The following is a 26889-nucleotide window of genomic DNA, read 5'->3' as shown; positions in this document are numbered from 1 at the left end:
GCCAGACACCGAAGACGGACAGGCCCATGCCCACCAGCGCCAGGCCCGATCACGGAAACCCTGAAATGGAGCACAGATGGTGCACCCCTTGCGGCGCCCCCCGGGCGGGAGCGGACTGGACACACAGGACGGCGTGTCCGGTCAGGTGTTCAGCAGGTGCCCCGTGGTGACCAGAATCAGGCAGCCCTCGACACTGTAGGGCTGGTGCTGGCTGCCATGCGGGCTGCGCAGCCAGCTGCCCGCCGGGTAGTGGCCGTGCTCGTCGGAGAACACGCCTTCGACCACCAGGATCTCCTCGCCGCCATGGTGGCGGTGGGGATTGAAATAGGTGCCGGGCGCCCAGCGCACCATGGCGGTATGACGGGAGCCGAAAGCACTGAGCGGCAGCACCGTCAGCCCGCCGACCATGCCCTGAAACCAGGAAGCAGTGCGGGTGTTGATGACCACCCGTTCCGTATCAGCGGGGTCGAGATACCGCAGCTTGACGAACAGAGTGCAGCCATCAATGGAATACGGAGCGTGCCCGGAACCCGGCGGGTTTTGCAGATACGTGCCTGCGGGGTAGTCACCCAGTTCATCGCTCAGCGTGCCTTCGAGCACCAGGATCTGCTCACCCAGGCCATGCGAATGGTGGTCGAACCGCGCACCGGCGTCGTAGCGCACGATGGAGGTCGCTCGCGCCACCTCGCCCCCGTCACGCTCGAGCAGGCGGCGGTGCACCAGCGGCGATGGCGACTGCTGCCAGGGCAATGCCTGGCTATCAATCACGCAGCGTGCCGTGTAGTCGTTGTTGAGCAGCGTGTGGGCGATGGCGCTCATGGAGCCGTGCCTGCCGGCTGATCAGGGGCACATGTTCCGCGAGCGGGGGTGGCGTCAGGGGTGGCGTCGGGAATGGCGTCCGTCAGCGCAGGTCGGCACATTTGTTCGCCATTCCACACCTGCCCGCACCAGCAGCGCCCCTCGGTATCAATGATGCAGGTGCCGGTGCCGCAACAACGGTCATCGTCTGGCATAAGGTTCTCCGATATGGGGCGTGGAAGAAATAATCAAGGCCGAAACAGGAGCACCACCTGCTCCGGCGACTGGCCAGCCGGAATTGTCGGTGGAGGACGGTAGCCAGTGCCTGGCGCAGGGCATTGCCTGAGGCCACCCGTTTGGCGGAACGCAGCCGAATACACCCTGCTCCCACGCAACAGGGCGATCTCTCCTGCGTCCGTAGGTTCACAGTTCGCAACGGGCAGCCAACCAAACGCTCCACTCCCCGGGACTCGCACGAACATGGTTCGCGCCCTCGTCCAGATCGCGTTCGCGCGTGCCATCCCCCCTCACGCAGGCGCGCGGTACACCAGCACCTTCAGCGCCCGCTCCTCGTCCACATCGGCAAACACGGTTGGGTTGGCCACGCGCTCTACAAACTGCAGCTCAGGCGCCAGCTCGCGCATCTGGTCCTGCAAAAACGCCAGGCCCAGCTCGGGCGCGTTCAGGCACAGCAGCGCGTGGCCGCCGGGGGCCAGCAGGTCGGGCAGGCGGCGCATCAGGCGGGCGTAGTCCTTGGTGGCCACAAAGCTGCCCTTTTGGTAGCTGGGCGGGTCGACGATGACCAGACCATACGGCCCGCTACGGTTGATCTTGCCCCAGCTGCTGAAAATGTCGTGCGGCAAAAACGCCGCGCCGGTGGTGATGCCGTTGAGCTGGTGGTTTTGTTGGCCCACGGCAATGGCGCCGTGGGCCATGTCCACATTCACCACCTGTTTGGCGCCCGCCTGCAGCGCCACCACCGAAAACGCGCAGGTGTAGGCAAACAGGTTCAGCACCTTGAGGCCATAGCGGTCGGTGCTGCGGGCGGCGGCATAGTCGCGCACCCAGCGCCGACCTTCGGCCATGTCCAGAAACAGGCCGTGGTTCTGGCCACGCAGCACATGCACGCGGTAGCGCGCGCCCGCCTCGGTCACTACATGCGGGTCGGGCACGGCGCCGGCCATCAAGCGCGTCTCGCTGCGGCCCTCCATGCGAAGGGCCTCGCCCCGGTGCTGAAACACCCAATTCAACACCTCGCCCGCCGGGGCAATCTGCGCCCAGCGTGCCTCCAGCGCGGCGCCGATAGCGGCCAGTTGCTCATCGGTGGCCGGTGCAAAGCCGGTGACGACGAAGACGGGCGGGTAGGCGTCCAGCACCCACTGCTCATCGCCCGGGTGTTTGCCACCCCGCCCATGAAAGACGCGCATGGCGTCGGTGGGCAAAGGCATGGTGGCAATGGTGTCGAGCAGGGCTTGCATAGAAAAGTTGAAGTGTTTTTGGCCGCTAGCGCTTATACATCATGCGCTAGCAGCTATCATTTTTGAATGGTTGGTCTGACCAGAAGGAACGGGTGCGGGCGCCATCACGCCAGCTACTGCACGGGATCTGCAACATGGCCCGGCGCTGTCGCCTGCAAATGCGCCACCAGCGCGGCGGCAAAGCCGGAAAGCAGCACGCCCTTGCGGGTGCAAATCTGCAGGTCGCGCTGCGCCCAGGGCTCGTTCATTTCCAGCACCACGGGCGGCTCGGCCAGGCCCGCCGTGCTGACCGCGCTGCGCGGCACCATGCCAATGCCCACACCCGCGCCCACCATGCGGCACACGGCCTCAAAACTGCGCACCTGAATTCGCACGTCCAGGTGCTGGCCCAGGGCGGCGGCAGCATTCATGGTGAAAGTGTGAATGGACGACCCCGCATGCAGCATGACAAACGGGTGGCCCAGCACCTCGGCAAAACCCACGCCCGTGCGTGACGACAGCGCGTGGCCCCGGGGGACGATGAGCACCAGCCGGTCTTGCCGGTAGGGCAGCAGGTCCACGCCTGCACTGTGGCCGCTGTCTGCCAGCACGCCCACGTCAATCTCGCCGCCGGCCACGGCCACCACGATGTCGGTGCTGGTGCGCTCTTCCAGACTCACGCTGACCTGCGGGTGCTGGCGCAAAAAATCTGCCAGGTCGTCGGGCAAATACGTGTGCGTGGCATGCGTGTTGGCCCACAGGCTGACATGGCCGCGTATGCCCGTGGCAAACGGCGACAGGTTGGCGTGCATCTGCTCCAGGCTGGCCAGCACCTGGCGCGCGTTGCGCAGCAGCGCCTCGCCCGCGCGGGTCAGCGCCACGCCGCGCGCCTGGCGGTCCAGCAGCGTGGCGTTGAGCGCGTCTTCGAGCCGCCGGATGCGGTGGCTGGCCGAAGACGGCGCCAGAAACGCGCGCGCCGCGCCACGGGTGAGGTTGCCCTCTTCCGCAACCGCCACAAAAAGGCGCAGGTCCGTCAGGTCGTAGTTCATGGGGGTGCTGTGTTCGCCTGCAACGAACGCTGGCTTGGGAGATGGGCAATTGTGCCTTGCTGCAAATGCACCGACCATTCAAAAACCGAACGAAACAGCGTCAGAGGACTGCGCTCAAAGGTCCGCCCCACCCTTGTCCCTTAGCCCCTTGCCAAGTTAGTTGCCCCTATGTCCATCAAAACATGGTCCCCCGAACGCGTTGGGCTGGCCCTGGCCGTGCTCGCAGCGTTCGGCTTCTCGTTCAAAGCCATCTTTGTGAAGCTGGCCTACGCCGTGCCGCAGGCGGTACAGGTGGACTCGGTCACCCTGCTGGCGCTGCGCATGCTGTTTTCGGTGCCGGTGTTCGCCTGGGTGGGCTGGCGCGCCAGCCGCAATCTGGCACCGCTGGCCCGGCGCGACTGGCTGGCGGTGGTGGCGCTCGGCCTGCTGGGCTACTACGGCGCCAGCATTCTGGACTTCGTGGGGCTGCAATACATCACCGCCAGCCTGGAGCGGCTGATTCTGTTCACCTACCCCACGCTCACCATCCTGATCGGCGTGCTGTTCCTCGGCAAAACCGCGTCGCGCCGGGAGATGGCAGCGCTGCTGCTGTCGTATGCGGGCATTGGCCTGGCGTTTGCGCACGACCTGCACATTGCGGGCGACACGCGCGCGGTGCTGATTGGCGCGGGCTTTGTCTTTGGCTCGGCGGTGTCGTATGCGTTCTACCAGGCAGGCAGCGAACCCGCCATACGCCGCCTGGGCGCCGCCCGCTTCACGGCGCTGGCCATGCTGGTGTCCACCGTTGCCACCCTGCTGCACTTCGCCGCCACCCAGCCGGCGGTTGCGCTGGTGCAGCCCGCGCCGGTGTATTTGCATGCCCTGGGCATGGCGGTGTTCTCCACCGTGCTGCCGGTGTTCATGACCTCCGCCGCCATCCGCCGCATCGGCGCACCCAAAACCGCGCTGATCGGCACGCTGGGGCCCATCCTCACCATCTTCTTTGGCGCATGGCTGCTGGGCGAGCCGCTGACCGCCTGGCAGATGGGCGGCGCCGTGCTGGTGCTGGCAGGGGTGCTGCTGATAAGCAAACGGCCGGTGGCCGCCGTGGCACAACCGCCGCGAGCGGGCGCCCCGCTCGGCGCAGGCGAATCACACTAACCGCAGCAAATAGGCGCGGCCACGCCAGCGACCAAGGCGCGCGGGTGCGTATGACGGGGCTGCCGTTACGGGTTTTGCTGGGATAAGTGGCTATGTTGCTGGTGGATGGGCAGAACGTGAGGCTGGGGTGCAGTGTTGGCAAACGGATAGAAGCACCACGCACCATGCACAAAAAAGCCCGCATGCAGCGGGCTTTCAGATAACACCGTGGCGGGATCAAACGCGCGGAACGGGTGTGCCGGAGTTCACGCACAAGGCCATGTTCAGCGCCTTGATGGCTGTCTTGTAGTCTTCGCGTTCGATCACGAACTGCATGTTCACCTGGCGCAAAGTTTGCGACACGCAGTTCACGTTGACCTGCGCATCAGCCAGCGCCTGCGCTGCCTTGGCGAGCACGCCTGGGATGCTGATGTTGGAGCCAATGGTGCACACGATGGCGCTTGGCTTGATCGTCACGACCTGGTAGCCCTCCTGCAGCTCGGCCACCAGTTCGGGCGTGACCTGGTTGTCCCACACCAGATGAGCGATGGAGTTGGCGTTGGTCGCCTTCAGGATGTAGCTCACATCGTGCTTGCAGAACACGTTCATCAGGCCCGCATCAAAGCCCACAGTGCCCACCATGCTGGGGTCGTGGATCTCAATCAGCGTGACCTTGTCGGTGCCCGTGACGATCTCGACGCGTGCGCGCTCGCCCACAAAGTCTTTGGTGATCAGCGTGCCCGGGTGGTCGGGCTCAAACGTGTTTTTCAGACGGATGGGAATGCCGGCCAGCTCCATGGGCTTGGCGGCCTTGGGGTGGATGGCCTCCATGCCCACGTCAGCCAGCTGGTCGGCCACGTCGTAGTTGGTGGCGCCCACCACGATGGCGTTTTCCAGGCCCACCAGGTTAGGGTCGGCGGACGAGAGGTGGAATTCCTTGTGGATCACGGCCTCGGCGGGGCGCACTTCCACGGCGATCTTGCTGAAGGTGACTTCGGAGTAGCCCCGGTCAAACTCGCGCATGATGCCTTCAGTGCCTTTGGTGTAGCCAGTGGCCACCACCACCTTGTCGCTCAGGTCCAGGCCCTTGAAGCTTTGCGCAATGCGCTCGTCGATGGTCCAGGCTTCGTTGTCGTCAAAACCAGCCAGGTCCATCAGGATGGCGTTGACACCATTGGCCTTGAGGATCTCGACCGAGTTGAACGCGCTGTGCGACTCGCCAATGGAGGCCAACACTTCGCGCGCAGCCAGCAGCACATCCTTGCGGCTCAGATAGCCACTGGCCAGCACGTGCTGCATGGCGTTCAGGTACTCACGCGCCTGGCCAACGCGCTGGTCGATGAAGGCGTCTGCCACATCCAGCGGCAGGCGCAGGTCGGCGTAGCCCGCGTTCAGCTTTTTCAGGCTGGCGGCCAGTTGGGTCAAGGCGTCCTGGTAGCCCTTGCCTTCAGCAAACAGGGCGTAGATGCCGCGCTCGCCCGTCTTCTTGTGCTCCAGCAACTGGTTCGTCACGCCCGAGTAGGCGGACACCACATAAATCCGGCCGTAAATGCGCTTGGGGTCGTGCAGCATGATGTGGCGCAGCACATCGCCAAAGGCGGTCATGGAAGTGCCGCCGATCTTCTCGACAGAGATCTTGGAGTTTTGAACGTCTTGCATGGACAGGCTCAGGGGAGCAAAAAAGTTGGAAAGCCGGACGGGTGTTCTGCCAAGGGACTCAGCGGCAGGAAACCCTCTATTTTCCACGACTTTTGGCGGGCCCCTTTCGGGGGGGGTCAGGGGCATCAGTCTGCGCCAGAACGTGCGTGACTTCCGCCAGGGCCGCGGGATGGGGTCACCAGTTGAGTTGCAAGTCTGCTGCTGCGGGGATCTCGCAGGTTGTTGCCAATCGTCTCGTACCCTGCGCCTTCCCCAAACAGCTATTGCGCCAGACGTTGCGCAACGTATTGCCTCAAACGCGCTTCATTCCCGCTCAAGGCCTGTGTAGTCGATGGCAACATCCATGGAGCTTTTGCTTCAACATGCAGTAGCTGTTCCCTGGTCGGGTCTCCCACCCGCTCATACAGGCGCGCAAAGTCCGCAGAATCGGAATCTGCCGTGCCCAAGCCGAACCGGCGCCGCATCACCTCGATCACCAGGCCGTGGGGCGTACGGCCGTCGGCCTGGTCGCGCAGGCCAAGCTCAAAGAGCCGCAGCAATGTGGCATCTGATGCTCCTGACATGAAGTAGTTCGGATTGGCACCCACAAGGTCCAGGCCCTGACCGTTCTGCTGCAACAGGTCGATCCCTAGAATCTCCAAACGCCGAATTCGCTCTGTATCCAGATCGAAACCAGGTTGAGGGGAGGCCACAGACCACCAGACGGGAATTTCATCACTGCCAGGTGTCACCGCACACTGGATCGGCAGGCCGCGGTCCAAGAAGGCGCGCAGGGCGATATCCGGAAAGTCGTTCTCGTAAATAGTGCGAAGCAAGGCCTGCTGACGTTTGCTGCATCCTCTGGGTCCTGCAGATGGCACCCGCGCTTCAAAGGCCAGTGTGGCCTGAAGAACCACCGGAATGCGCTCAGCGTAGAAACGTGAGGTATTGCTCCTGAGACACTCACGCTTGAGCGCATCCAGGTTGCCCTCACTCAAGGGCTTGCCGCTGCGCTCAAGCAGATCATTCGCTTGGCTCAAGTTTCCCGAGCAAGTAGCACGCACCAACGGGTTTCGGCTGTCGGTGGCAATTGCTTCCGCCAAGCCGTCGCGCAAGCCCGTCAGATGGCCTCGTGCCCAGGACTGCGCGTGACCAATGGCCAAAAGGGACATCGCCCAGAACAATACAACGCCCCCCAAGCGTTTCCATGCTCCTTCGCGAGAAGCCACTTTATACGGCAGCGCAATGAGCAGCAACAGCAGCACAACCACCAGTACGTAGGCTCCCTGTGCCAGCATTACCAACGCTGCCCAGCCCACATCGAGCCCAGCAGCGACTTGTTCGGCCAGCTTGCCTCGTGCGAACGCCCAAGAACCGATGCACAACAACGCCAAGGGAATGGCAGGGAAAGCCCAGCCCCACGCCCGCGAACTGGGATGTCGGTACAACATGAAGCCCATGGCGACCAAACTCGCCAGGGCACCAACGATGAGACCCGTACCAAGCCCAATGCCGGAGGGTGCAAGCAACAGCCCCCAGGGGAAAAAAAGCGCTACAACACCCATCGACAATTGAAAGATGTAGAACGCCCAGTAGGCAGGTGCGACCAGGGCGAACAACAGCAACGGCGACAAGGCCAGCAGGGCCATGCGATTTCTACTCAGCAGGGCATTCTGGAAAACACGGAGGATCAAAGGCATGTGACTGAGCAGCTGGCATTTGGAACATGAGGCCATGGCGGTACTTGGCCGTTTCGGCACCATTTCCGCCCGCTGTGAGTATTGCACCCCCTTGCCCTGCCTCTTGCCCATCCGCCCACATGCGAAAAAGCCCGAACTGTTGCCAGTTCGGGCTTGTGCGTGGAGAGATGGGGACGTGCTTTGCTACTTCTTCTGCGGCGGCACGTCGGTGCACGAGCCGTGCGCAATCTCCGCCGCCATGCCGATGCTCTCGCCCAGCGTGGGGTGCGGGTGGATGGTCTTGCCGATGTCCACCGCATCCGCGCCCATCTCGATGGCCAGCGCGATCTCGCCAATCATGTCACCCGCATGGGTGCCGACCATGCCGCCGCCCAGGATCTTGCCGTGGCCATGGGCTTCGGGCGAGTCGTCGAACAGCAGCTTGGTCACGCCCTCGTCGCGGCCGTTGGCAATGGCGCGGCCAGAGGCCGTCCAGGGGAAAAGGCCCTTCTTGACCTTGATGCCCTGGGCCTTGGCCTGGTCTTCGGTTAGACCGACCCATGCCACTTCGGGGTCGGTGTAGGCCACACTGGGAATAACGCGGGCGTTGAAGGCGGCTGCTGCCAGTTCCTTGTTGCCCTGCAGTTCACCCGCGATGACTTCGGCCGCCACGTGTGCCTCGTGCACCGCCTTGTGCGCCAGCATGGGCTGGCCCACGATGTCGCCGATGGCGAAGATGTGCGGCACGTTGGTGCGCATCTGGATGTCGACGTTGATGAAGCCACGGTCCGTCACGGCCACGCCAGCCTTCTCGGCAGCGATCTTCTTGCCGTTGGGCGTGCGGCCCACGGCCTGCAGTACGAGGTCGTACACCTGGGGTGCGGGGGCGGTACCGCCCTCTTCCGCTGGCGCAAACGTCACCTCAATGCCTTCGGGCGTGGCCTTAGCACCCACCGTCTTGGTCTTGAGCATGATGTTGTCAAAACGCTTGGCGTTCATCTTCTGCCAGATCTTGACGAGGTCGCGGTCGGCGCCCTGCATCAGGCCGTCCATCATCTCGACCACATCCAGGCGCGCGCCCAGGGTGCTGTACACGGTGCCCATTTCGAGGCCGATGATGCCGCCGCCCAGGATGAGCATGCGCTTGGGCACTTCCTTCAGCGCCAGGGCGCCGGTGGAATCGACCACGCGTGGATCGTCGGGCATGAAGGGCAGGCGCACGGCCTGGCTGCCCGCGGCAATGATGGCCTTCTTGAAGGCGATGACCTTCTTGGTACCCGTCTTCTCCTGGCCGGTGCCGGTGGTTTCTTCCACTTCAAGGTGGTTGGCACCGACGAAAGCACCGTAGCCGCGCACGGTGGTCACCTTGCGCATCTTGGCCATGGCGGCCAGGCCGCCGGTGAGCTTGCCGATGACTTTCTCTTTGTGGCCACGCAGCTTATCGATGTTGACGGCGGGCGCACCAAAGTCCACGCCCACGTCGGCCATGTGGCTGACTTCGTCCATGACGGCCGCCACGTGCAGCAGCGCCTTGGAGGGGATGCAGCCCACGTTCAGGCACACGCCACCCAGGGCTGCGTAGCGCTCGACGATGACGACCTTGAGGCCCAGGTCTGCGGCGCGGAAGGCGGCGCTGTAGCCGCCGGGGCCGCCGCCGAGCACGAGCACGTCGCAGTCCAGATCTGCAGTACCTGCAAAGCTGGATGCTACTGGATTGATAGCTGCTGGCACATGATTTACCTGCGCTACAGCCTCTTTTTGCTCTGACACTGCGGGCGCTGGGGCAGCAGCAGGCGCTGGAGCGGCTGCACCTGCGCCCTGCACTTCCAGCGTCAGCACCACCGAGCCTTCGGCGATCTTGTCGCCGAGCTTCACTTTCAGCTCCTTGACCACGCCAGCATGGCTGGACGGGATCTCCATGGAGGCCTTGTCGGACTCCACGGTGATCAGGCTCTGCTCGGCCTTGATGGTGTCGCCGGGTTTGACCAGCACTTCGATGATGGCCACTTCGGCGAAGTCGCCGATGTCGGGCACCTTGATGTCGATGATTGCCATGGTGTGTCTTGCCCTTTCGTTACATCACGATGCGGCGGAAGTCCGCCAGCAGCGAGGCAAAGTACACGTTGAAGCGTGCAGCAGCGGCGCCGTCGATCACGCGGTGGTCCCAGCTCAGGCTCAGGGGCAGCATGAGGCGCGGCGCAAATTGCTTGCCGTCCCACTTTGGCTCCAGGCTGCTCTTGCACACGCCCATGATGGCGACTTCGGGAGCGTTGATGATGGGCGTGAAGTAACGCCCGCCAATGCCGCCCAGGGAGCTGATGGAGAAGCAGCCGCCGGTCATGTCGGCCGGGCCGAGCTTGCCGTCGCGCGCCTTCTTGGCCAGGTCGCCCATCTCTTGCGAGATCTGGACGATGCCCTTTTGGTCGGCGTCGCGGATGACCGGCACAACGAGGCCGTTGGGCGTGTCGGCCGCAAAGCCGATGTGGAAGTAGTTCTTCATCACCAACTGGTCGCCGTCGAGCGAGCTGTTGAACTCGGGGAACTTCTTGAGCGCGGCCACGGCGGCCTTGATCATGAAGGCGAGCATGGTGACCTTGACGCCACTCTTCTCGTTTTCCTTGTTGAACTGCACGCGGAAGGCTTCGAGGTCGGTGATGTCGGCGTCGTCGTGGTTGGTGACGTGCGGGATGACGACCCAGTTGCGGTGCAGGTTGGCGCCGCTGATCTTCTTGATGCGCGAGAGGTCCTTGCGCTCCACGGGGCCGAACTTGGTGAAGTCCACCTTGGGCCAGGGCAGCAGGTCCAGACCCACGCCGGAGCCGCCGGATGCTGCTGCGGGCGCCTTGGCCGCCTGGGCCTTGGTTTGCACCGCGCCAGTCATCACCTGCTTGGTGAAGGCAGCCACGTCGTCCTGGGTGATGCGGCCCTTGGGGCCGGTGCCCTTGACTTCGTCGATGGGCACGCCCAGTTCGCGGGCGAACTTACGCACCGAAGGCGATGCATGGGGCAGGCCTGCCTTAGGGGTGCCGGGCTGGTGGGCAGGGACAGCCACCGAGGCGGAGGCAGCGGCGGGTGCTGCGGCTGCCACCGCAGGAGCGGCCACAGCCACTGGGGCTGGTGTCGGCGCAGCGGCCGCAACAGGTGCTGCTACAGGCGCTGCAGCAGCTGCCGTACCTTCAAGCAGAGCCACCAGATCACCAATGTTGACGGTGTCGCCAATCTTGACCTTGAGTTCCTTGAGCACGCCAGCGGCAGGCGAAGGAATCTCCATGGAGGCCTTGTCGGATTCGACGGTGAACAGGGACTGCTCGACCTTGATGGTGTCGCCGACCTTGACCAGCATCTCGATGACGGCCACGTCCTTGAAGTCGCCGATGTCGGGCACTCGCACTTCGACCGGGCCAGTGGCCGCAGAGGCGGCAGCAGCAGGAGCTGGCGCAGGTGCCGCCACTGGGGCGGGAGCCGCCGCTGCAGGAGCCGGCGCAGCGGCCGGAGCTGCGGCGGCGCCCGCGTCAGCGGACTCCACCACAGCAATCACCGAGCCTTGTTTGACCTTGTCGCCCAATGCAATCTTGAGTTCCTTGACCACGCCTGCGTGGCTGGACGGGATCTCCATGGATGCCTTGTCCGATTCGACGGTAATGAGCGACTGCTCGGCCTTCACGGTGTCACCCACCTTGACCAGCAACTCGATCACGCCCACTTCGTCAAAGTCCCCGATATCCGGGACTTGAATGTTGACCAATGCCATTGTTCTGTCTCCGTTCGGTTTATGCGTAGAGCGGGTTGATCTTGTCGGCCTGGATGTTGTACTTGGCAATGGCCTCCGCCACCTTGGTGACAGGCAACACGCCGTCTTCGCTCAGCGCCTTGAGGGCGGCCACAACGATGTAGTGGCGGTTGACCTCGAAATGCTCGCGCAGCTTGCTGCGGAAGTCGCTGCGGCCAAAACCGTCGGTGCCCAGCACCTTGTAGTTGCGGCCACCCTTGGCCGAGCTCTGCACAAAGGGACGGATCTGCTCTGCATAGGCCTTCATGTAGTCGGTCGATGCGACCACGGGGCCGGTGCTGCTGCCCAGTTGCTGCGCCACGAACGACACACGCGGCGTCTCCAGCGGGTGCAACAGGTTCCAGCGGTCGGCGTCCTGGCCTTCGCGGGTGAGTTCGTTGAAGCTGGGGCAGCTCCAGACATCGGCCTGCACACCCCAATCGGCAGCCAGCAGGGTTTGTGCGGCCAGCGACTCGCGCAGGATGGTGCCTGAGCCCAGCAGTTGCACGCGCTTGTCACCCTCGGCACCGGGCTTGCACAGGTACATGCCCTTGATGATTTGCTCTTCCGTGCCTTCCACAAGGCCTGGCATGGGGTAGTTCTCGTTGAGCAGCGTGATGTAGTAGAAAACGTTCTCTTGCTGCTCGACCATGCGCTTGAGGCCCCGGTGCATGATCACTGCCACTTCGTGGGCAAACGTGGGGTCGTAGCTCACGCAGTTGGGGATGGTGTTGGCCAGGATGTGGCTGTGGCCATCTTCGTGCTGCAGGCCTTCCCCGTTGAGCGTGGTGCGGCCCGAGGTCCCGCCCAGCAAGAAGCCACGGGCCTGCATGTCACCCGCCGCCCAGGCCAGGTCGCCAATGCGCTGGAATCCGAACATCGAGTAGTACACATAGAACGGCACCATGATGCGGTTGTTGGTGCTGTAGCTGGTGGCAGCAGCGATCCAGCTGGCCATGCCGCCGGCTTCGTTGATGCCCTCCTGCAGGATCTGGCCGGCCTTGTCCTCCTTGTAGTACATCACCTGGTCGCGATCGACCGGGGTGTACAGCTGGCCCTTGGGGTTGTAGATGCCGATCTGGCGGAACAGGCCTTCCATGCCAAAGGTGCGGGCCTCATCCACCAGGATGGGTACCACGCGGGGGCCCAGGGCCTGGTCGCGCAGCAGTTGCGTGATGAAACGCACGTAGGCTTGTGTGGTGGAGATTTCACGGCCTTCGGCCGTGGGCTCCAGGATGGCCTTGAAGGTTTCGATGGCGGGCACGGTGAAGTGCTCGTCGGCCTTGGGACGGCGCTTGGGCAGGTAGCCACCCAGGGCCTTGCGGCGCTCGTGCAGGTACTGCATTTCCGGGGTGTCGTCGGCCGGCTTGTAGTACGGGATCTCGGCCAGCTGGCTGTCAGGGATCGGGATGGCGAAGCGGTCGCGGATGTACTTGATGTCCTCGTCCGACAGCTTCTTGGTCTGGTGCACGGTGTTCTTGCCTTCACCCGCCTTGCCCATGCCATAACCCTTGACGGTCTTGACCAGCAGCACGGTGGGCTGGTTCTTGTGCTCGTTGGCAGCATGGAAGGCGGCATACACCTTGGCGGGCTCGTGGCCGCCACGGCGCAGCTCGAACACCTCTTCGTCGGTCATGTGCTCGACGAGCTTGAGCGTTTCGGGGTACTTGCCGAAGAAGTTCTTGCGCACGAAGGCGCCGTCGTTGGCCTTCATGGCCTGGTAATCGCCGTCCAGCGTTTCCATCATCAGCTGCTTGAGCTTGCCGGTCTTGTCGCGGGCCAGCAGGGCATCCCAGCCATTGCCCCACAGCAGCTTGATCACGTTCCAGCCCGCGCCGCGGAACTCGCCTTCGAGTTCTTGCACGATCTTGCCGTTGCCCCGCACCGGGCCGTCCAGGCGCTGCAGGTTGCAGTTGATGACGAAGACCAGATTATCGAGGTTTTCGCGCGCGGCCAGGCCGATGGCGCCCAGGGATTCGGGTTCGTCCATTTCACCGTCGCCGCAGAACACCCACACCTTGCGGTTTTCGGTGTTGGCAATGCCACGGGCGTGAAGGTACTTGAGGAAGCGGGCCTGGTAGATGGCCATCAATGGCCCCAGGCCCATGGACACCGTAGGGAACTGCCAGAACTCGGGCATCAGCTTGGGATGCGGGTAGCTGGACAGGCCCTTGCCGTCCACTTCCTGACGGAAGCTATCGAGCTGCTCTTCGCTCAGGCGGCCCTCCAGATAAGCGCGCGCATAGATGCCCGGGGCGCTGTGGCCCTGGATGTACAGCAGGTCACCGCCGTGGTCTTCGCTGGCGGCATGCCAGAAGTGGTTGAAGCCCGCACCAAACATGCTGGCCACCGAAGCAAACGAACCGATGTGGCCGCCCAGGTCACCACCGTCAGCGGGGTTCAGGCGGTTGGCACGCACCACCATGGCCATGGCGTTCCAGCGCATGTAGGCGCGCAGGCGCTTTTCGATGGCGATATTGCCGGGGCAGTGCGCCTCTTTTTCAGGCTCGATGGTGTTGACGTAACCCGTGTTGGCAGAAAACGGCAGGTCGATGCTGCTCTGGCGGGCGTGTTCAAGAAGTTGTTCCAACAGGAAGTGGGCGCGCTCTGGGCCCTCCTTGTCGATCACGGCGGACAGCGCGTCCATCCATTCACGGGTTTCTTGCTGGTCGGTATCGGAACCGATGCCGAAACCGGCCTGAGGGTCGGGCTGAGCTGACATGCTTTGTCTCCTGTAGGTGTGGCAGCAATTTAGTACGTTGGCTCTAGTTTCGCATATTTTTTCGTAATTTCAAATGGTGCTTATTCATTTCATATTGCAATAATTTGCTGCAGACGCACATGATGCGGAAGGCCTGAGCACTCCCGGGGCTCCTCTACACTCCCTAAATGGATTCGATGCCCACCACCTCCTCCCCCACGGCCACGACCGTGGCAGCGCCGATACGCTGGTGGCGCAAGTGGTGGCGCGGCTTGTCGCCCACCCGGCAAGACCGTTTTGCCGCACTCGCCCCCCTCGCGGCAGTGCTGATGTTCCTGGCCGCCATCGTTGCGGCGTTCTGGTACCTGCGTGCCGAGGAAGCCGAGCGCGAACAAGAAGCCCTACGGCGAGACGTGGAATACGCCCAGCAGCGAGTACGCCTGCGCCTGCTGGAGCGGCAGGAGCAGCTCATGCGCATCGCCCGCGATGTGTCCAACCAGGACCTGGGCAAGGCAGAGTTCATCAGCCGCGCGGAGGCACTGATCAGCCAGTACCCCGAGCTGCAGGCCATCACCTGGATTGACGACCGCCGACGCATCCGCGCAAGCCAGGCCGCTCCCACACTGGCCAGTGGTGAGCTGCGCATCGCAGGCGAAGTCCTCAAGCCCGGCGACACCGCCGACACCTTTGGCCTGGCGCGGGACCTGCAGCAACCGGTGTACGCGCAGCCGGCCGCTACGTCGGGCGACGCGACCCCACTACTGCAGTTGCAGGTACCGCTCAACAACCAGGGCAAGTTCAGCGGCGTGGTGCTGGGCGAATACTCCATCGACAGCCTGCTGCGCTACGGCACCCCCACCGAAGTGCTGGCGCGCTACGCGGTGACGCTGCTCGACAGCAAGAACCAGGTGCTGGCGGGCACGCCGCTGGGCCCGCGCAACAAGGCCACGCAGTTGCTGCCATGGACGCCCAAGGCCAACGAGTACGAGGTACCGGTCTCCCCCGTCGGCAACGGCCTGGTGCTGCGCGCCCAGGCCTACCGCACATCGCTCGGTGTGGTGGGCAGCGGGCTGTTCTGGCTAGTGGGCACGCTGAGCGCGATGACGGCCTGGATGCTGATTGCCACCTGGCGCCACACCCGTCGCCGCATGCAGGCGCAAGAGGCACTGGTGGCCGAGACCAACTTTCGCCGGGCGATGGAAAACTCCATCCTCACCGGCATGCGCGCCCTGGATATGGAAGGCCGCATCAGCTATGTGAATGCCGCCTTTTGCCAGATGACGGGCTGGAGCGCCGAGGAACTCGTGGGCCTGAAGGCCCCCTTCCCCTACTGGCCCGAGGCCGATCACGAAACCCTGCAGGCCAAGCTGCGCGACGAACTGCGTGGCAACACCATGGCGGGGGGCTTCCAGGTGCGTGTCAAACGCAAAAGCGGCACGCTGTTCGACGCCCGGCTTTATGTGTCGCCCCTGATCGACGCCCATGGCCAGCAGACGGGCTGGATGACGTCGATGACCGACATCACGGAACCCAATCGCATCCGGGAACAATTGTCGGCGTCGCACGAGCGCTTCACCATCGTGCTGGAGTCGCTGGACGCCTCGGTGTCGGTGGCCCCGTTGGGCAGCGAAGAGCTGCTGTTTGCCAACAAGCTCTACCGCCAGTGGTTCGGGTCGCAAACCGGCGGGCACCTGCAACTGGTGGCGCAGGCTGGCGTAGTGCCGATCGCGGGCAAGGAGCAAAGTGGCATGGACGATGAGGACGGCCTGATGGGCCTGCCCACCGACACACTGACCAGCGCCCGCAGCGAAAACGCAGAAATCTACCTGCCCGACCTGGGCAAGTGGCTCGAAGTGCGCTCGCGCTATCTGAACTGGGTGGACGGCCGCCTGGCCCAGATGGTGATTGCCACGGACATCACCCCCCGCCGACTGGCTGAGGAACAGGCCCAGCGGCAAGCCGAGCGCGCGCAGTCGGTCAGCCGCCTCATCACCATGGGCGAGATGGCGTCCAGCGTGGCGCACGAACTCAACCAGCCGCTCACCGCCATCAACAACTACTGCAGCGGCATGGTCTCGCGCATACAGAGCGGCCAGCTCACCGAAGAGGCACTGCTCACAGCCCTGCAAAAGACGGCCCACCAGGCGCAGCGCGCAGGCCAGATCATCCAGCGGATCCGCTCCTTCGTGAAAAAGAGCGAGCCCAACCGCACGCTGGCCGACGTGCATTCGATGGTCAACGAAGCCGTCGAGCTGGCCGACATCGAGCTGCGCCGGCACAACGTGCGCCTGACGCACTACGTCGCCGCGCGCCTGCCGCAGGTGATGGCCGACACCATCCTGATCGAGCAGGTGCTCGTCAACCTGATGAAGAACGGCGCCGAAGCCATCCAGCATGCCGACCGCCCCGCCGCCAACCGCAGCGTGGAGCTGCGTGTGGTGCCCAAGCAGATCGATGACCGCCAGGTGGTCGAGTTCTCGGTGCAGGACACGGGCAAAGGCCTCGCCCCTGAAGTGCTGGAGCGCCTGTTCGAGGCCTTCTTCTCCACCAAGCAGGAAGGCATGGGCATGGGTCTCAATTTGTGCCGCAGCATCGTCGAGTCGCACCAGGGTCGGATGCAGGCGGAGAACCTCTACAATGGCCCGGAGGTCACAGGCTGCAGGTTCTCCTTCTGGCTGCCGCTCGCCAAGCCTGCTGATGCCACTACAAATTCTGTAGCAAACGAACAAAACCCAAGGACTGTTGCATGAGCTTGATTCCGAAAAAAGGCACTGTTTACGTTGTGGACGACGACGAAGCAGTTCGCGATTCCCTGCAGTGGCTGCTGGAAGGCAAGGACTACCGGGTGCGTTGCTTTGATTCGGCTGAAACCTTCCTGTCGCGCTACGACCCGCGCGAGGTGGCCTGCCTGATCGTGGACATCCGCATGGGCGGCATGACGGGTCTGGAGCTGCAGGACCGCCTCATTGAGCGCAAATCGCCGCTGCCCATCGTGTTCATCACCGGCCACGGCGACGTGCCCATGGCCGTGAACACCATGAAGAAAGGCGCGCTGGACTTCATCCAGAAGCCTTTTGACGAAGAAGAACTGGTGGGTCTGGTCGAGCGCATGCTGGACCACGCCCGCGAAGCCTTCGCGGGCTACCAGCAGGCCGCCAGCCGCGATGCCCTGCTGTCCAAGCTGACCAGCCGCGAAGCCCAGGTGCTCGAACGCATCGTGGCCGGTCGCCTGAACAAGCAGATTGCCGACGACCTGGGCATCAGCATCAAGACGGTGGAGGCGCACCGCGCCAACATCATGGAGAAGCTCAACGCCAACACCGTGGCCGACCTGCTCAAGATCGCTCTGGGGCAGAACGCGCCCAAGGGCTGATCGCTCTCATTTTGATAGCTACCAGCGCATATTGCACTAGCGCCACCAGCCATTTTGACTTGTATTCTCTGACATGACAGCCCAACTCATCGACGGCAACGCCCTTTCCCGCCAACTTCGCAGCGAGGTGGCGCAACGCGCTGCCGCTCTCACCGCCCGTGGCCACCAGCCTGGCCTGGCGGTGATTCTGGTGGGCGAAGACCCAGCCTCGGCCGTGTATGTGCGCAACAAAGTCAAGGCCTGCGAGGACAGCGGCGTGCGTTCCATCTTTGAAAAGTACGACGCCGATCTGAGCGAGGCTGCGCTGCTGGCACGCATCGAAGCCCTCAATGCGGACCCCACGGTGCACGGCATCCTGGTGCAGATGCCCCTGCCCAAGCACATTGACCCGCACAAGGTCATCGAGGCCATTGCCACCTCCAAGGATGTGGATGGCTACTCGGTACTGTCGGCCGGTGAACTCCTGGCCGGGCTGGACGGTTTCCGCCCCTGCACGCCCTACGGCAGCATGAAGCTCATCGAGTCCACGGGCCAGTCGATCAAGGGCAAACATGCCGTGGTCATCGGCCGTAGCAACACCGTGGGCAAGCCCATGGCCCTGCTGCTGCTGCAGGCCAATGCCACGGTCACCGTCACCCACAGCGGCACCCCCGACCTGGGCTACCACACCCGCCAGGCAGACATCGTGGTGGCTGCGGTCGGCCGCGCCAACACGCTCACCGCCGACATGGTCAAGCCCGGTGCCATCGTGATCGACGTGGGCATCAACCGCAAGGCCGACGGCAAACTGTGCGGCGATGTGGACTTTGAGGGCGTCAAAGAGGTGGCGGGCTGGATCACCCCCGTCCCTGGCGGGGTTGGGCCCATGACCATTACCATGCTGCTGGTGAACACCATCGAAGCCGCCGAGCGGGCTGCCGCGCGCTGACCGCGCCCGGGGAAGACGCCAGCCGCTTTGCAACTTGAACCTGCGCCGCTTGGCGCCATCTAATCCCGCATGAGCAACGCCCTTCTCGACTTCTCCGACCTCCCCGCCTTTGACCGCATCACCCCACAGGACGTAGCCCCTGCGGTTGATGTGCTGCTGGAGCGTGCCAACCAGGCTCTGGAGACCGTCACGGCGCCCGACTTCCCTGCCCGCTGGGATGCCATCGCCAAGGTGCTGGATGTAGCCACCGAACAGCTCGGCCGCGCCTGGGGGGCTGTCAGCCACCTCAACAGCGTTGCCGACACACCGGAACTGCGCGCGGCCTACAACGCCGCCCTGCCCCGCGTCACGGAGTTCTGGACCCGCCTGGGCGCTGACGAACGCCTTTATGCCAAGTACAAGGCCATCGACCCCGCCACCCTGACGACCGAGCAGCGCCAAGCCCACCGCAACGCAGTGCGCAACTTCGTACTCAGCGGCGCTGAGCTGACCGGGGCGGCCAAAGAGCGCTTCGCCCAGATCCAGGAACGCCAGGCCGAGCTGAGCCAGAAGTTCAGCGAAAACGCGCTGGACGCGACCGATGCCTTTGCCTACTACGCCACCGCGGAGGAACTGGACGGTGTACCGGCCGATGTGCAGCAAGCCGCTTTGGCGGCCGCACAGGCGGACGGGAAACCAGGCTACAAGCTCACCCTGAAGATGCCCTGTTACCTGCCTGTGATGCAGTTTGCCACCCGCAGCGACCTGCGCGCCAAGCTATACCGCGCCTATGTCACCCGTGCCTCGGACCAGGCCGAAGGCGAAGGCCAGAAATTCGACAACACCGCGCTGATTGGCGAAATCCTGGCCTTGCGCCGAGAAGAAGCCCAGCTGCTGGGCTACGCCAACTTTGGTGAAGTGTCCGTGGTGCCCAAGATGGCCCAGTCACCCGCCGAGGTTGTCCAGTTCTTGCGTGATCTCGCCCGCCGCGCCCGGCCCTATGCCGAAAAGGATGTGGCCGACCTGCGCGCCTTTGCAGCCGAACACCTGGGGCTGACCGACCCGCAGCCCTGGGACTGGCCTTACATCTCTGAAAAGCTCAAAGAAGCGCGCTACGCCTTCAGTGAGCAGGAGCTCAAGGCCTACTTCACGGCCCCCAAGGTGTTGGCAGGCCTGTTCAAGATCATCGAGACGCTGTTTGAAGTGTCCATCCGCCGCGACACGGCACCGGTGTGGCACCCTGCGGTGGAGTTCTATCGCATCGAGCGCAGCGGCCAACTGGTGGGCCAGTTCTACCTCGACCAGCCCGCCCGCACCGGCAAGCGGGGTGGCGCCTGGATGGATGACGTGCGCACGCGCTGGCAGCGCCCCGACACCGGAGTGCTGCAAACGCCGATTGCCCACCTCGTCTGCAACTTCGCGGACGGCGTGGACGGTAAGCCGCCACTGTTGACCCATGACGACGTGATCACGCTGTTCCATGAATTTGGCCATGGACTGCATCACATGCTGACCCAGGTGAACGAACGCGATGTTTCCGGCATTGGCGGCGTCGAATGGGACGCCGTGGAGCTGCCCAGCCAGTTCATGGAAAACTTCTGCTGGGAATGGGATGTGCTCAGACACATGACGGCCCACGTGGACACCGGCGAGCCGCTGCCGCGCACGCTGTTTGACAAGATGATTGCCGCCAAGAACTTCCAGAGCGGCATGCAGACCCTTCGCCAGATCGAGTTTGCGTTGTTCGACATGCTGCTGCACACCGAACACGACCCGGCCCAGGACTTCATGCCCCTGCTGACCCAGGTGCGCCAGGAAGTGGCCGTGCTGCAGCCGCCCGCGTTCAGCCGCACGGCCCACACCTTCAGCCACATCTTTGCTGGCGGCTATGCAGCGGGGTACTACAGCTACAAATGGGCTGAGGTACTCAGCGCCGACGCCTACGCCGCCTTTGAAGAAACCGCCGGCACCGACGGCTTGCCCAGCACCGAAACCGGGAGACGCTACCGTGAGGCCATCCTGGAAGCGGGTGGCAGCCGCCCCGCCATGGAGTCGTTCAAGGCCTTCCGTGGCCGCGAGCCCAGTCTGGATGCCCTCCTGCGCCACCAGGGCATGGCGGAAGAACTGACTGCCTGAGTGCGGTCTGTCGCCTGGCCCACAAGAACCACCGCCCCACAAGAATGAGGAGAACCCGCATGCCCCGTACTACGTTCGCCCCTGCCGCCGCATCCTTGTTGATGGCCCTGGCTTGTGTGGGTGCTCAGGCACAATCCGTCTATCGCATCGTCGGACCCGACGGCAAGGTGACCTTCTCAGACCGTCCTCCCGCCGAGGCCAGCGCGCCGCCTGCACGCAGCACCGCAGCCCCGACCGCTAGCCCAGCAGCAGCCAATGGAGCGTTACCTTACGAACTGCGCCAGGTGGCCAACCGGTACCCTGTGACCATCTACACCGGCAGCGACTGCGCGCCCTGCGTGAGTGTGCGTAACTTGCTCACATCGCGCGGAGTGCCCTACACCGAACGCACAGTGGCCAGCAATGAGGACATCGCCGCACTGCAACGCCTGAGTGGCAGCACCAGCCTGCCTTTTGGCACCATTGGCGGCCAGCAACTGGTGGGCTTTTCGGACGCGGAGTGGATCCAATACCTCGACGCAGCGGGTTACCCCAAACAATCCCAGTTGCCCAGCAACTACCGCCAGCCAGCGCCCACCCCGCTGGTTGCGGCCAAGCCGGTAGAGGCGGCACCCGCCGCTGAACCGAAAGCGCCTGCACGGCCCGCGCTTCCTCCACCGGTCAATGACGGCCCAACACCGAGCAATCCCGCTGGCATCCGGTTCTGACACTGTGATGTAGCCTCCGCCTCCGGGCGGCTGATCGATTCACATCTACCCAACAAAAGGGGCCTCTGGAGGCCCCTTTTGCATTGGCGAACAACGGGCTGGGCTTGTCACCCGCTCCACCATCATTCATCAATAGGTAATCGTCTTCACGCCCTGCGCCGTGCCCAGCAGACACACGGATGCCTTCTGATGAGCAAACACCCCTACGGTCACCACGCCAGGCCATTGGTTGATCTCTGACTCGAACGCCAGCGGGTCGGTGATGGACAGGCCCTTCACGTCCAGAATGTGCTGGCCGTTGTCGGTCACCAGCGGCTGTCCGTCTTTGAGGCGCAGGCTGGCCTGTCCACCCATGGCGGCAAAACGGCGCTCAATGTGGTTGGCAGCCATGGGGATCACCTCCACCGGCAGCGGAAACTGGCCCAGGGCCTTGACCAGCTTGGACTCGTCAGCAATACACACAAACCGCTCGGCCAGCGCCGCCACGATCTTCTCGCGTGTCAGTGCAGCGCCGCCGCCCTTGACCATGTAACCCTGGCCGTCAATCTCGTCCGCGCCGTCGATGTAGACGGACAGCGATCGCACCTCATTGGCATCGAACACGGCAATGCCCAGTGCCTTCAGGCGTTCAGTGCTGGCCACAGAGCTGGATACCGCGCCCTTGATCTGGTCCTTCATGCCCGCCAGGGCGTCAATGAACTTGTTGACGGTGGAGCCGGTACCCACCCCCACAATCTCGCCAGGCACCACGTATTGCAGCGCGGCTTGGCCTACCAGGGTCTTGAGTTCGTCTTGGGTCAGGGGAGTGGTGGTCGTCATGGGAGAAAATCGGGGGTAATCCTGAATTATCTCCCCATGTCCCTGATCCCCTACGCCCTCACCCGCCCCTTTCTCTTCGGCATGGATGCCGAGGCCGCTCACGAACTCACCATGGACATGCTGGCGCGCGGGCAGCGCACGCCGCTGCAATGGGCCTGGTGCAACGAAACCGTGAACGACCCCATCACCCTGGCGGGGCTGAAGTTTCCCAACCGCGTGGGCATGGCGGCGGGCCTGGACAAGAATGCGCGCTGCATTGACGCGCTGGGCGCCATGGGTTTCGGTTTTGTGGAAGTGGGCACTGTGACCCCCAAAGCGCAGCCGGGCAACCCCAAGCCGCGCATGTTTCGCCTGCCCGAGGCCCGCGCACTCATCAATCGCCTGGGCTTCAACAACGAAGGCCTGGATGCCTTCCTGCGCAATGTGCAGCAGGCGCAGTTTCGCAAGCAGAACCGTCAGCACCCCATGCTGCTGGGCCTCAACATCGGCAAGAACGCCACCACCCCCATCGAGAACGCCACCAGCGACTACCTGATCTGCCTCGAGGGCGTATACCCCCATGCCGACTACGTGACGGTCAACATCAGCTCCCCCAACACCCAGAACCTGCGCGCATTGCAAAGCGATACCGCACTGGATGCACTGCTGGGAGCGATTGCCGAGCGCCGTGAGACGCTGGCCGCCCAGCACCAGCGGCGCGTGCCGGTTTTTGTGAAGATTGCACCGGACCTGGATGAAGCCCAGGTGGCAGTGATCGCCGCGACGCTGCAGCGCCACGGCATGGACGGTGTGATTGCCACCAACACGACCATCGGCCGCGCTGCGGTGCAGGGCATGCGCTACGCGGAGGAGACGGGGGGGTTGAGTGGCACTCCGGTGCTGGAAGCCAGCAACCAGGTCATTCGGCAGCTGCGCGCAACCTTGGGCAGCGGATTCCCCATCATTGGTGTCGGCGGCGTCATGAGCGCCGACGACGCAGTGAGCAAGATTCGCGCAGGGGCAGACGTGGTGCAGATATACACCGGCCTGATTTATGAAGGCCCTGCGCTGGTTGTGAAGGCCGCCAAGGCCATCAAGGCCTTGCGCTAAACCTTCGGGCCACAAACGCTCGACCGCATGGCCCCATAAGAAAACGGAGCCTCTGGCAACAGGGCTCCGTTTCAGTTTTCGGCGTGGGTTTGAGCAGCAGGGCGCCGCCCTCCGCAACCCCGCCAGTGGTCAGCGCCGCAAGCGCATCAGCATCGGCAGGACAATGCCCGCCCACCGGATCAACCTGCGCGGGCCGGCCACCAGAGCGACACCGGCCATGGCCGCCACCGCCAGCGGGTGTTCGCGCGCGAACCCGGCGGCGCGCAGCGCCAGCGAGGCATCTCCACTGCCTGTGGCACCTCCGGCTTGCTCCGCGAGCGCGCGGGCCTGGGCCCGGGCCACGCGGCGGGCACGCAGCCGCTCGCGCTGCAGTTCAATTCGGTCAAGCACACGCTGCTGTTCCGACGTAGCTACCAGTTTTACTGTGGTTGCAGTCTGCGGTGTACCAGTGGTTGGGTGGGGGGTGCTCACAAGCGCTCCTTGATGTCACGCCAGTCCTGGGCCAACTCTCGCCGCGTCAGCGCAAAGCCGCTGCCCGCGCGCTGCGCCACAGACACCAACGACACCGTGGCGGCGGCCCAGCCTGCAGCCCACACGGCAGCCACCAGCCACGCCACCAGCGTGCGTTGCGGGGAGTCCCAAAAGTGCACCAGCACCGCCAGCGACACCATGATCAGGGCCACCACCGTGAGCCCAACGACCAGAATGGTCAGCACCAGCAGTTGTTGCAGCCGCTGCTTGAGGTCCGCCCATTCCAGGCGGGCCAGATCCATCCGGTCTTCGGCGGCGATTGCGCCCTCGATCAGGTTGGCACGCCAGCGAGCGGCCAACCCTTCCAGACCCAGCAGCGAGAGCCAATTCATGTCTTGTTGCCTCTGTGGCGTGCCGTCATGGGAGGACAGCGACGATCAGCGGCGTGCAAGCAGAAAGCCAACCAACGCACCCACGGCCAATGCGGCACCCGCCACACGCCAAGGTTCGTCATGGGCGTAGCGGTCGGCTGCCAAAGCGGCTTCCTTCGCTTGGCGGGCGGCGTCCTGAGCGGCGCGCACAGCGGATTCACGCACGTTGTGCATACCATCGTCCAGGCGTTGGCGCAGCAGCTTGATTTCAGGCACTGCGTCCAGGTCCTTGTTGGCCAACAGCCCCCGAAGATCGGAAACCAGCTTTTCCAGTTCGCCCTGGGTGGTCGTGGTGTCAGAAGCAGTCATACAAGCCTTTCTGTGTAGTGCCAAGAGTGATGGAAACCCCGTACGCGAACGTTGGGGCTGAAGTTCATCTTAGCCATCCGCGCAGAAACCCCTCGTAGGACGGGGACGCAAGAGGTTACTGATTGCAAATGGCTTGCCGCAGATCAAACCAGCGCAGCCACATGCTCCGCAATGGCCAGGGCACTTGTCAAGCCGGGCGACTCGATGCCAAAGAGGTTGACCAGCCCTGCTACCCCATGGACAGCAGGCCCTTGAATGACGAAGTCGGCAGCGGATGCACTGGGCCCGTGAATCTTGGGGCGCATGCCAGCGTAGCCCGGCGCCAGAGCGCCATCTGGCAAGCCCGGCCAATATTTGCGCACCTCGGCATAAAAGGCATCGCCGCGCGCGGGGTCCACCTGCAGATCGTCGGGCGAGTCCACCCATTGCACGTCCGGGCCAAACTTGGCCTGGCCGCCCAGGTCCAGCGTGAGGTGTACACCCAGCCCAGCCGCTTCGGGCACCGGGTAAATCAGTCGGCTGAACGGCGCCTTGCCCGTCAACGTGAAATAGTTGCCCTTGGCGTAGTAAGCGGTAGGCACATGCTGCGGGGCCAGCCCCGCAAACCTTGCAGCCAGCGCGGGGGCGTGCAACCCGGCGGCGTTGACCACGGTGCGTGCGCGGAGGCGTGTGCCATCAATCGCTTCCAAATCAATAGCATCAGAGCCAATAGATGCAAGCGCTAGCGGCGAATTCAGCGCTACAACACCACCCGCATGCTCCAGATCGCCCTGCAGCGCCAGCATGAGCGCATGGCTATCAACAATGCCGGTGCTGGGCGAATGCAAAGCACCCACGCAAGCCAGCGCGGGCTCCAGCGCCAGGGCCTCTTCCCGGTTCAGGCGTTGCAGGTCTAGCACCCCATTGGCGTGGGCCCGCGCCTGGATGCCTTCCAGGCTGTCCAGCTGGGCTGCAGAGGTGGCCACCAGCAGCTTGCCGCAGCGGCGGTGGGGCACAGCGCGCTCCGAGCAGTAGGCATAGAGCAGTTCCTTGCCACGGACACACAGTCTGGCCTTGAGCGACCCTGCGGGGTAATACAGCCCCGCGTGAATCACCTCGCTGTTGCGCGAACTGGTGCCAGTGCCGATGGCCTCCGCTGCCTCCAGCACCATGACCTCCCGCCCCTGGAGCGCCAGTGCACGGGCCACCGCCAGACCCACCACGCCCGCGCCTACCACCACACAATCCACCGTATCGATCATCAGTGCGTCTCCTGCATCACCTGCCGGGTGCCGCGTCAGGCCTGCTCAAAGCCATCGAGCACGTTGACGGCATTGGTGCCCAGCTCAGCCGCCGCATAGCCGCCTTCCAGCACGAACGCCGTGGGCAACCCCAGCCGTGCCAGCCGCTCGCCCAGGCGGGTGAAATCTGACGAGGCCAGTGCAAACCGCGAGATGGGATCGCCCTCAAAGGCATCCAGCCCCAGAGAAATCACCAGCCCGTCGGCGCGGTAATCCGTGATGCGCAGGCACGCTTGCTCAAGTGCATCGAACCATGTTGCCGCGCTGGTGCCCGCAGGCAAGGGCAGGTTCAGGTTAAAACCAACACCAGCCCCCTCGCCCGTCTCGTCGGCGTGGCCCAGGTAGAAGGGGTACTCCGTGCGCGGGTCACCGTGCATGCTGATGAACAGCACATCGCTGCGGTCGTAAAAGATGCTCTGCGTGCCGTTGCCGTGGTGGTAGTCCACATCCAGCACCGCCACACGCTGGGCGCCCTGGTTGCGCAGGGTTTGCGCTGCCACGGCGGCGTTGTTCAAGAAGCAATAGCCCCCCATGAAGTCCGGGCCCGCATGATGCCCTGGCGGCCGTGTGCAGCAAAACGCGGCGCGCGTCCCCAGCGCAACGCGTGCCGCCGCGCTGGCAGCAGCATCGCCCCCCGCCTTGGCTGCGGCCCAGGTTCCTGCCGCCATGGGTGTACCGTTGTCCATGGAGTACAGCCCCAGCCGTGCGACAAAGTTATCGGGTTCCACATCACTGCGCAGCGTGCGCACCGGCCAGACAGACGGAAAAGGCTGCACTGACGCATTGGTTGGGTCCAGCGCCAGCCATTGTTGCCAGGCGGTCTGCAGAAAGGCCAGATAGCGCGGCGCATGCACCTGCGCCAGCACGGCATTGCAGTCCACATCGGGCAACACCATGGCGTGGCCGCGTGTGCGCAGGGCGTCTTCCACATAGTCCACACGTTCGGGTTTTTCAAAACAGGGCACGCGCTCGCCCCGGAAGAATTCGTGGGCCGGTGCATGCCCCTGGTGCAAGGGATTGTGGAAGGTGATCATGGATGCAGCGTTGCAGGTACGGGCGACAAATGTAGCGCGCAAGCCTGCGTTGTACGCCGCTTTGGCGAATGGTCGCTGCACTTTGCAGCTTGCAGACAGGCGGACGAGCCAAGAAAAAACCCC

21 protein-coding genes are annotated in these 26889 nt (G+C 64.0%); 7 read left to right on the top strand and 14 right to left on the bottom strand.

Annotated elements, in window-relative coordinates:
* Positions 1-141: 141 nt before the first annotated feature.
* The 3 genes from AC1Q64_RS13695 to AC1Q64_RS13685 all read right to left on the bottom strand — a co-directional run bounded on the left by AC1Q64_RS13695 (position 142) and on the right by AC1Q64_RS13685 (position 3304).
* Positions 142-819, bottom strand: coding sequence for a cupin domain-containing protein (locus tag AC1Q64_RS13695; RefSeq protein WP_291434498.1), 678 nt, complete (start codon positions 817-819; stop codon positions 142-144).
* Between the two features lie 506 nt (positions 820-1325).
* On the bottom strand, positions 1326-2276 hold the full coding sequence (locus tag AC1Q64_RS13690; RefSeq protein WP_291434495.1) for a class I SAM-dependent methyltransferase: 951 nt from the start codon (positions 2274-2276) through the stop codon (positions 1326-1328).
* A gap of 113 nt (positions 2277-2389) precedes the next feature.
* Entirely contained in the window at positions 2390-3304 is a 915-nt protein-coding gene (locus tag AC1Q64_RS13685) for a LysR family transcriptional regulator (RefSeq protein ID WP_291434493.1), read from the bottom strand.
* Positions 3305-3472: 168 nt separating this feature from the next.
* Here AC1Q64_RS13685 and AC1Q64_RS13680 point away from each other — a divergent pair, with 168 nt between their 5' ends.
* On the top strand, positions 3473-4444 hold the full coding sequence (locus tag AC1Q64_RS13680; RefSeq protein ID WP_492251695.1) for a DMT family transporter: 972 nt from the start codon (positions 3473-3475) through the stop codon (positions 4442-4444).
* A 216-nt stretch (positions 4445-4660) separates the two neighbouring features.
* On the opposite strand, the gene AC1Q64_RS13675 is transcribed toward AC1Q64_RS13680, so the two are convergent.
* From AC1Q64_RS13675 to aceE, 5 genes are all read right to left on the bottom strand, one after another.
* A complete protein-coding gene (locus AC1Q64_RS13675) occupies positions 4661-6082 on the bottom strand; it encodes an aspartate kinase (RefSeq protein WP_291434490.1) in 1422 nt (473 codons plus the stop codon).
* A 260-nt stretch (positions 6083-6342) separates the two neighbouring features.
* Positions 6343-7710 (bottom strand): hypothetical protein, encoded by a 1368-nt coding sequence (locus tag AC1Q64_RS13670; RefSeq protein ID WP_492251694.1) that lies wholly within the window; start codon positions 7708-7710, stop codon positions 6343-6345.
* 234 nt (positions 7711-7944) lie between these two features.
* A complete protein-coding gene (gene lpdA / locus AC1Q64_RS13665) occupies positions 7945-9795 on the bottom strand; it encodes a dihydrolipoyl dehydrogenase (protein ID WP_492251693.1) in 1851 nt (616 codons plus the stop codon).
* Positions 9796-9814: 19 nt separating this feature from the next.
* Positions 9815-11491 (bottom strand): dihydrolipoyllysine-residue acetyltransferase, encoded by a 1677-nt coding sequence (gene aceF, locus AC1Q64_RS13660; RefSeq protein WP_492251692.1) that lies wholly within the window; start codon positions 11489-11491, stop codon positions 9815-9817.
* Between the two features lie 19 nt (positions 11492-11510).
* Positions 11511-14231, bottom strand: a complete 2721-nt coding sequence (aceE, locus tag AC1Q64_RS13655) for a pyruvate dehydrogenase (acetyl-transferring), homodimeric type (protein ID WP_291434482.1) — start codon at positions 14229-14231, stop codon at positions 11511-11513.
* Between the two features lie 176 nt (positions 14232-14407).
* On the opposite strand from aceE, the gene AC1Q64_RS13650 reads away from it, so the two are divergent.
* The 5 genes from AC1Q64_RS13650 (at position 14408) to AC1Q64_RS13630 (ending at position 21333) form a co-directional block, all read left to right on the top strand.
* Complete coding sequence (locus tag AC1Q64_RS13650; protein WP_492251691.1) at positions 14408-16960, top strand: PAS domain S-box protein; 2553 nt, start codon at positions 14408-14410, stop codon at positions 16958-16960.
* Positions 16957-17583: a response regulator transcription factor gene (locus AC1Q64_RS13645; RefSeq protein ID WP_007848524.1), complete on the top strand. Its 627-nt coding sequence runs from the start codon at positions 16957-16959 to the stop codon at positions 17581-17583. The genes AC1Q64_RS13650 and AC1Q64_RS13645 overlap by 4 nt, the downstream gene beginning before the upstream one ends.
* 73 nt (positions 17584-17656) lie before the next feature.
* A complete protein-coding gene (gene folD / locus AC1Q64_RS13640; RefSeq protein WP_492251690.1) occupies positions 17657-18511 on the top strand; it encodes a bifunctional methylenetetrahydrofolate dehydrogenase/methenyltetrahydrofolate cyclohydrolase FolD in 855 nt (284 codons plus the stop codon).
* 69 nt (positions 18512-18580) lie between these two features.
* Positions 18581-20626: a M3 family metallopeptidase gene (locus AC1Q64_RS13635; protein ID WP_291437901.1), complete on the top strand. Its 2046-nt coding sequence runs from the start codon at positions 18581-18583 to the stop codon at positions 20624-20626.
* Positions 20627-20685: 59 nt separating this feature from the next.
* Entirely contained in the window at positions 20686-21333 is a 648-nt protein-coding gene (locus AC1Q64_RS13630) for a glutaredoxin family protein (RefSeq protein WP_492251689.1), read from the top strand.
* Between the two features lie 129 nt (positions 21334-21462).
* Here AC1Q64_RS13630 and rpiA read toward each other — a convergent pair whose 3' ends face one another.
* Positions 21463-22152: a ribose-5-phosphate isomerase RpiA gene (gene rpiA, locus AC1Q64_RS13625; RefSeq protein WP_492251688.1), complete on the bottom strand. Its 690-nt coding sequence runs from the start codon at positions 22150-22152 to the stop codon at positions 21463-21465.
* A 36-nt stretch (positions 22153-22188) separates the two neighbouring features.
* On the opposite strand from rpiA, the gene AC1Q64_RS13620 reads away from it, so the two are divergent.
* Positions 22189-23241, top strand: coding sequence for a quinone-dependent dihydroorotate dehydrogenase (locus AC1Q64_RS13620; protein WP_291437904.1), 1053 nt, complete (start codon positions 22189-22191; stop codon positions 23239-23241).
* Between the two features lie 129 nt (positions 23242-23370).
* Here AC1Q64_RS13620 and AC1Q64_RS13615 read toward each other — a convergent pair whose 3' ends face one another.
* The 5 genes from AC1Q64_RS13615 to AC1Q64_RS13595 form a co-directional block, all read right to left on the bottom strand.
* A complete protein-coding gene (locus AC1Q64_RS13615) occupies positions 23371-23658 on the bottom strand; it encodes a hypothetical protein (protein ID WP_291437913.1) in 288 nt (95 codons plus the stop codon).
* A 50-nt stretch (positions 23659-23708) separates the two neighbouring features.
* Complete coding sequence (locus tag AC1Q64_RS13610; RefSeq protein ID WP_099730347.1) at positions 23709-24104, bottom strand: phage holin family protein; 396 nt, start codon at positions 24102-24104, stop codon at positions 23709-23711.
* A gap of 45 nt (positions 24105-24149) precedes the next feature.
* Positions 24150-24452: a DUF883 family protein gene (locus AC1Q64_RS13605; RefSeq protein ID WP_008904788.1), complete on the bottom strand. Its 303-nt coding sequence runs from the start codon at positions 24450-24452 to the stop codon at positions 24150-24152.
* 143 nt (positions 24453-24595) lie between these two features.
* Positions 24596-25693: an NAD(P)/FAD-dependent oxidoreductase gene (locus AC1Q64_RS13600; RefSeq protein WP_492251687.1), complete on the bottom strand. Its 1098-nt coding sequence runs from the start codon at positions 25691-25693 to the stop codon at positions 24596-24598.
* Between the two features lie 35 nt (positions 25694-25728).
* Complete coding sequence (locus tag AC1Q64_RS13595) at positions 25729-26766, bottom strand: histone deacetylase family protein (protein ID WP_492251686.1); 1038 nt, start codon at positions 26764-26766, stop codon at positions 25729-25731.
* Positions 26767-26889 lie beyond the last annotated feature (123 nt).

Source organism: Acidovorax sp. GW835-FHT14G06 (genome assembly GCF_058793595.1).
Note: the sequence above shows the minus strand (reverse complement) of the source record. Positions and strands in the feature narration are given on the sequence as shown.

Coding starts and splice junctions, on each gene's coding strand:
- AC1Q64_RS13695 (WP_291434498.1), bottom strand. CDS start 819: ATGAGCGCCATCGCCCACACGCTGCTCAACAACGACTACACGGCACGC.
- AC1Q64_RS13690 (WP_291434495.1), bottom strand. CDS start 2,276: ATGCAAGCCCTGCTCGACACCATTGCCACCATGCCTTTGCCCACCGAC.
- AC1Q64_RS13685 (WP_291434493.1), bottom strand. CDS start 3,304: ATGAACTACGACCTGACGGACCTGCGCCTTTTTGTGGCGGTTGCGGAA.
- AC1Q64_RS13680 (WP_492251695.1), top strand. CDS start 3,473: ATGTCCATCAAAACATGGTCCCCCGAACGCGTTGGGCTGGCCCTGGCC.
- AC1Q64_RS13675 (WP_291434490.1), bottom strand. CDS start 6,082: ATGCAAGACGTTCAAAACTCCAAGATCTCTGTCGAGAAGATCGGCGGC.
- AC1Q64_RS13670 (WP_492251694.1), bottom strand. CDS start 7,710: ATGGCCCTGCTGGCCTTGTCGCCGTTGCTGTTGTTCGCCCTGGTCGCA.
- lpdA (WP_492251693.1), bottom strand. CDS start 9,795: ATGGCAATCATCGACATCAAGGTGCCCGACATCGGCGACTTCGCCGAA.
- aceF (WP_492251692.1), bottom strand. CDS start 11,491: ATGGCATTGGTCAACATTCAAGTCCCGGATATCGGGGACTTTGACGAA.
- aceE (WP_291434482.1), bottom strand. CDS start 14,231: ATGTCAGCTCAGCCCGACCCTCAGGCCGGTTTCGGCATCGGTTCCGAT.
- AC1Q64_RS13650 (WP_492251691.1), top strand. CDS start 14,408: ATGCCCACCACCTCCTCCCCCACGGCCACGACCGTGGCAGCGCCGATA.
- AC1Q64_RS13645 (WP_007848524.1), top strand. CDS start 16,957: ATGAGCTTGATTCCGAAAAAAGGCACTGTTTACGTTGTGGACGACGAC.
- folD (WP_492251690.1), top strand. CDS start 17,657: ATGACAGCCCAACTCATCGACGGCAACGCCCTTTCCCGCCAACTTCGC.
- AC1Q64_RS13635 (WP_291437901.1), top strand. CDS start 18,581: ATGAGCAACGCCCTTCTCGACTTCTCCGACCTCCCCGCCTTTGACCGC.
- AC1Q64_RS13630 (WP_492251689.1), top strand. CDS start 20,686: ATGCCCCGTACTACGTTCGCCCCTGCCGCCGCATCCTTGTTGATGGCC.
- rpiA (WP_492251688.1), bottom strand. CDS start 22,152: ATGACGACCACCACTCCCCTGACCCAAGACGAACTCAAGACCCTGGTA.
- AC1Q64_RS13620 (WP_291437904.1), top strand. CDS start 22,189: ATGTCCCTGATCCCCTACGCCCTCACCCGCCCCTTTCTCTTCGGCATG.
- AC1Q64_RS13610 (WP_099730347.1), bottom strand. CDS start 24,104: ATGAATTGGCTCTCGCTGCTGGGTCTGGAAGGGTTGGCCGCTCGCTGG.
- AC1Q64_RS13605 (WP_008904788.1), bottom strand. CDS start 24,452: ATGACTGCTTCTGACACCACGACCACCCAGGGCGAACTGGAAAAGCTG.
- AC1Q64_RS13600 (WP_492251687.1), bottom strand. CDS start 25,693: ATGATCGATACGGTGGATTGTGTGGTGGTAGGCGCGGGCGTGGTGGGT.
- AC1Q64_RS13595 (WP_492251686.1), bottom strand. CDS start 26,766: ATGATCACCTTCCACAATCCCTTGCACCAGGGGCATGCACCGGCCCAC.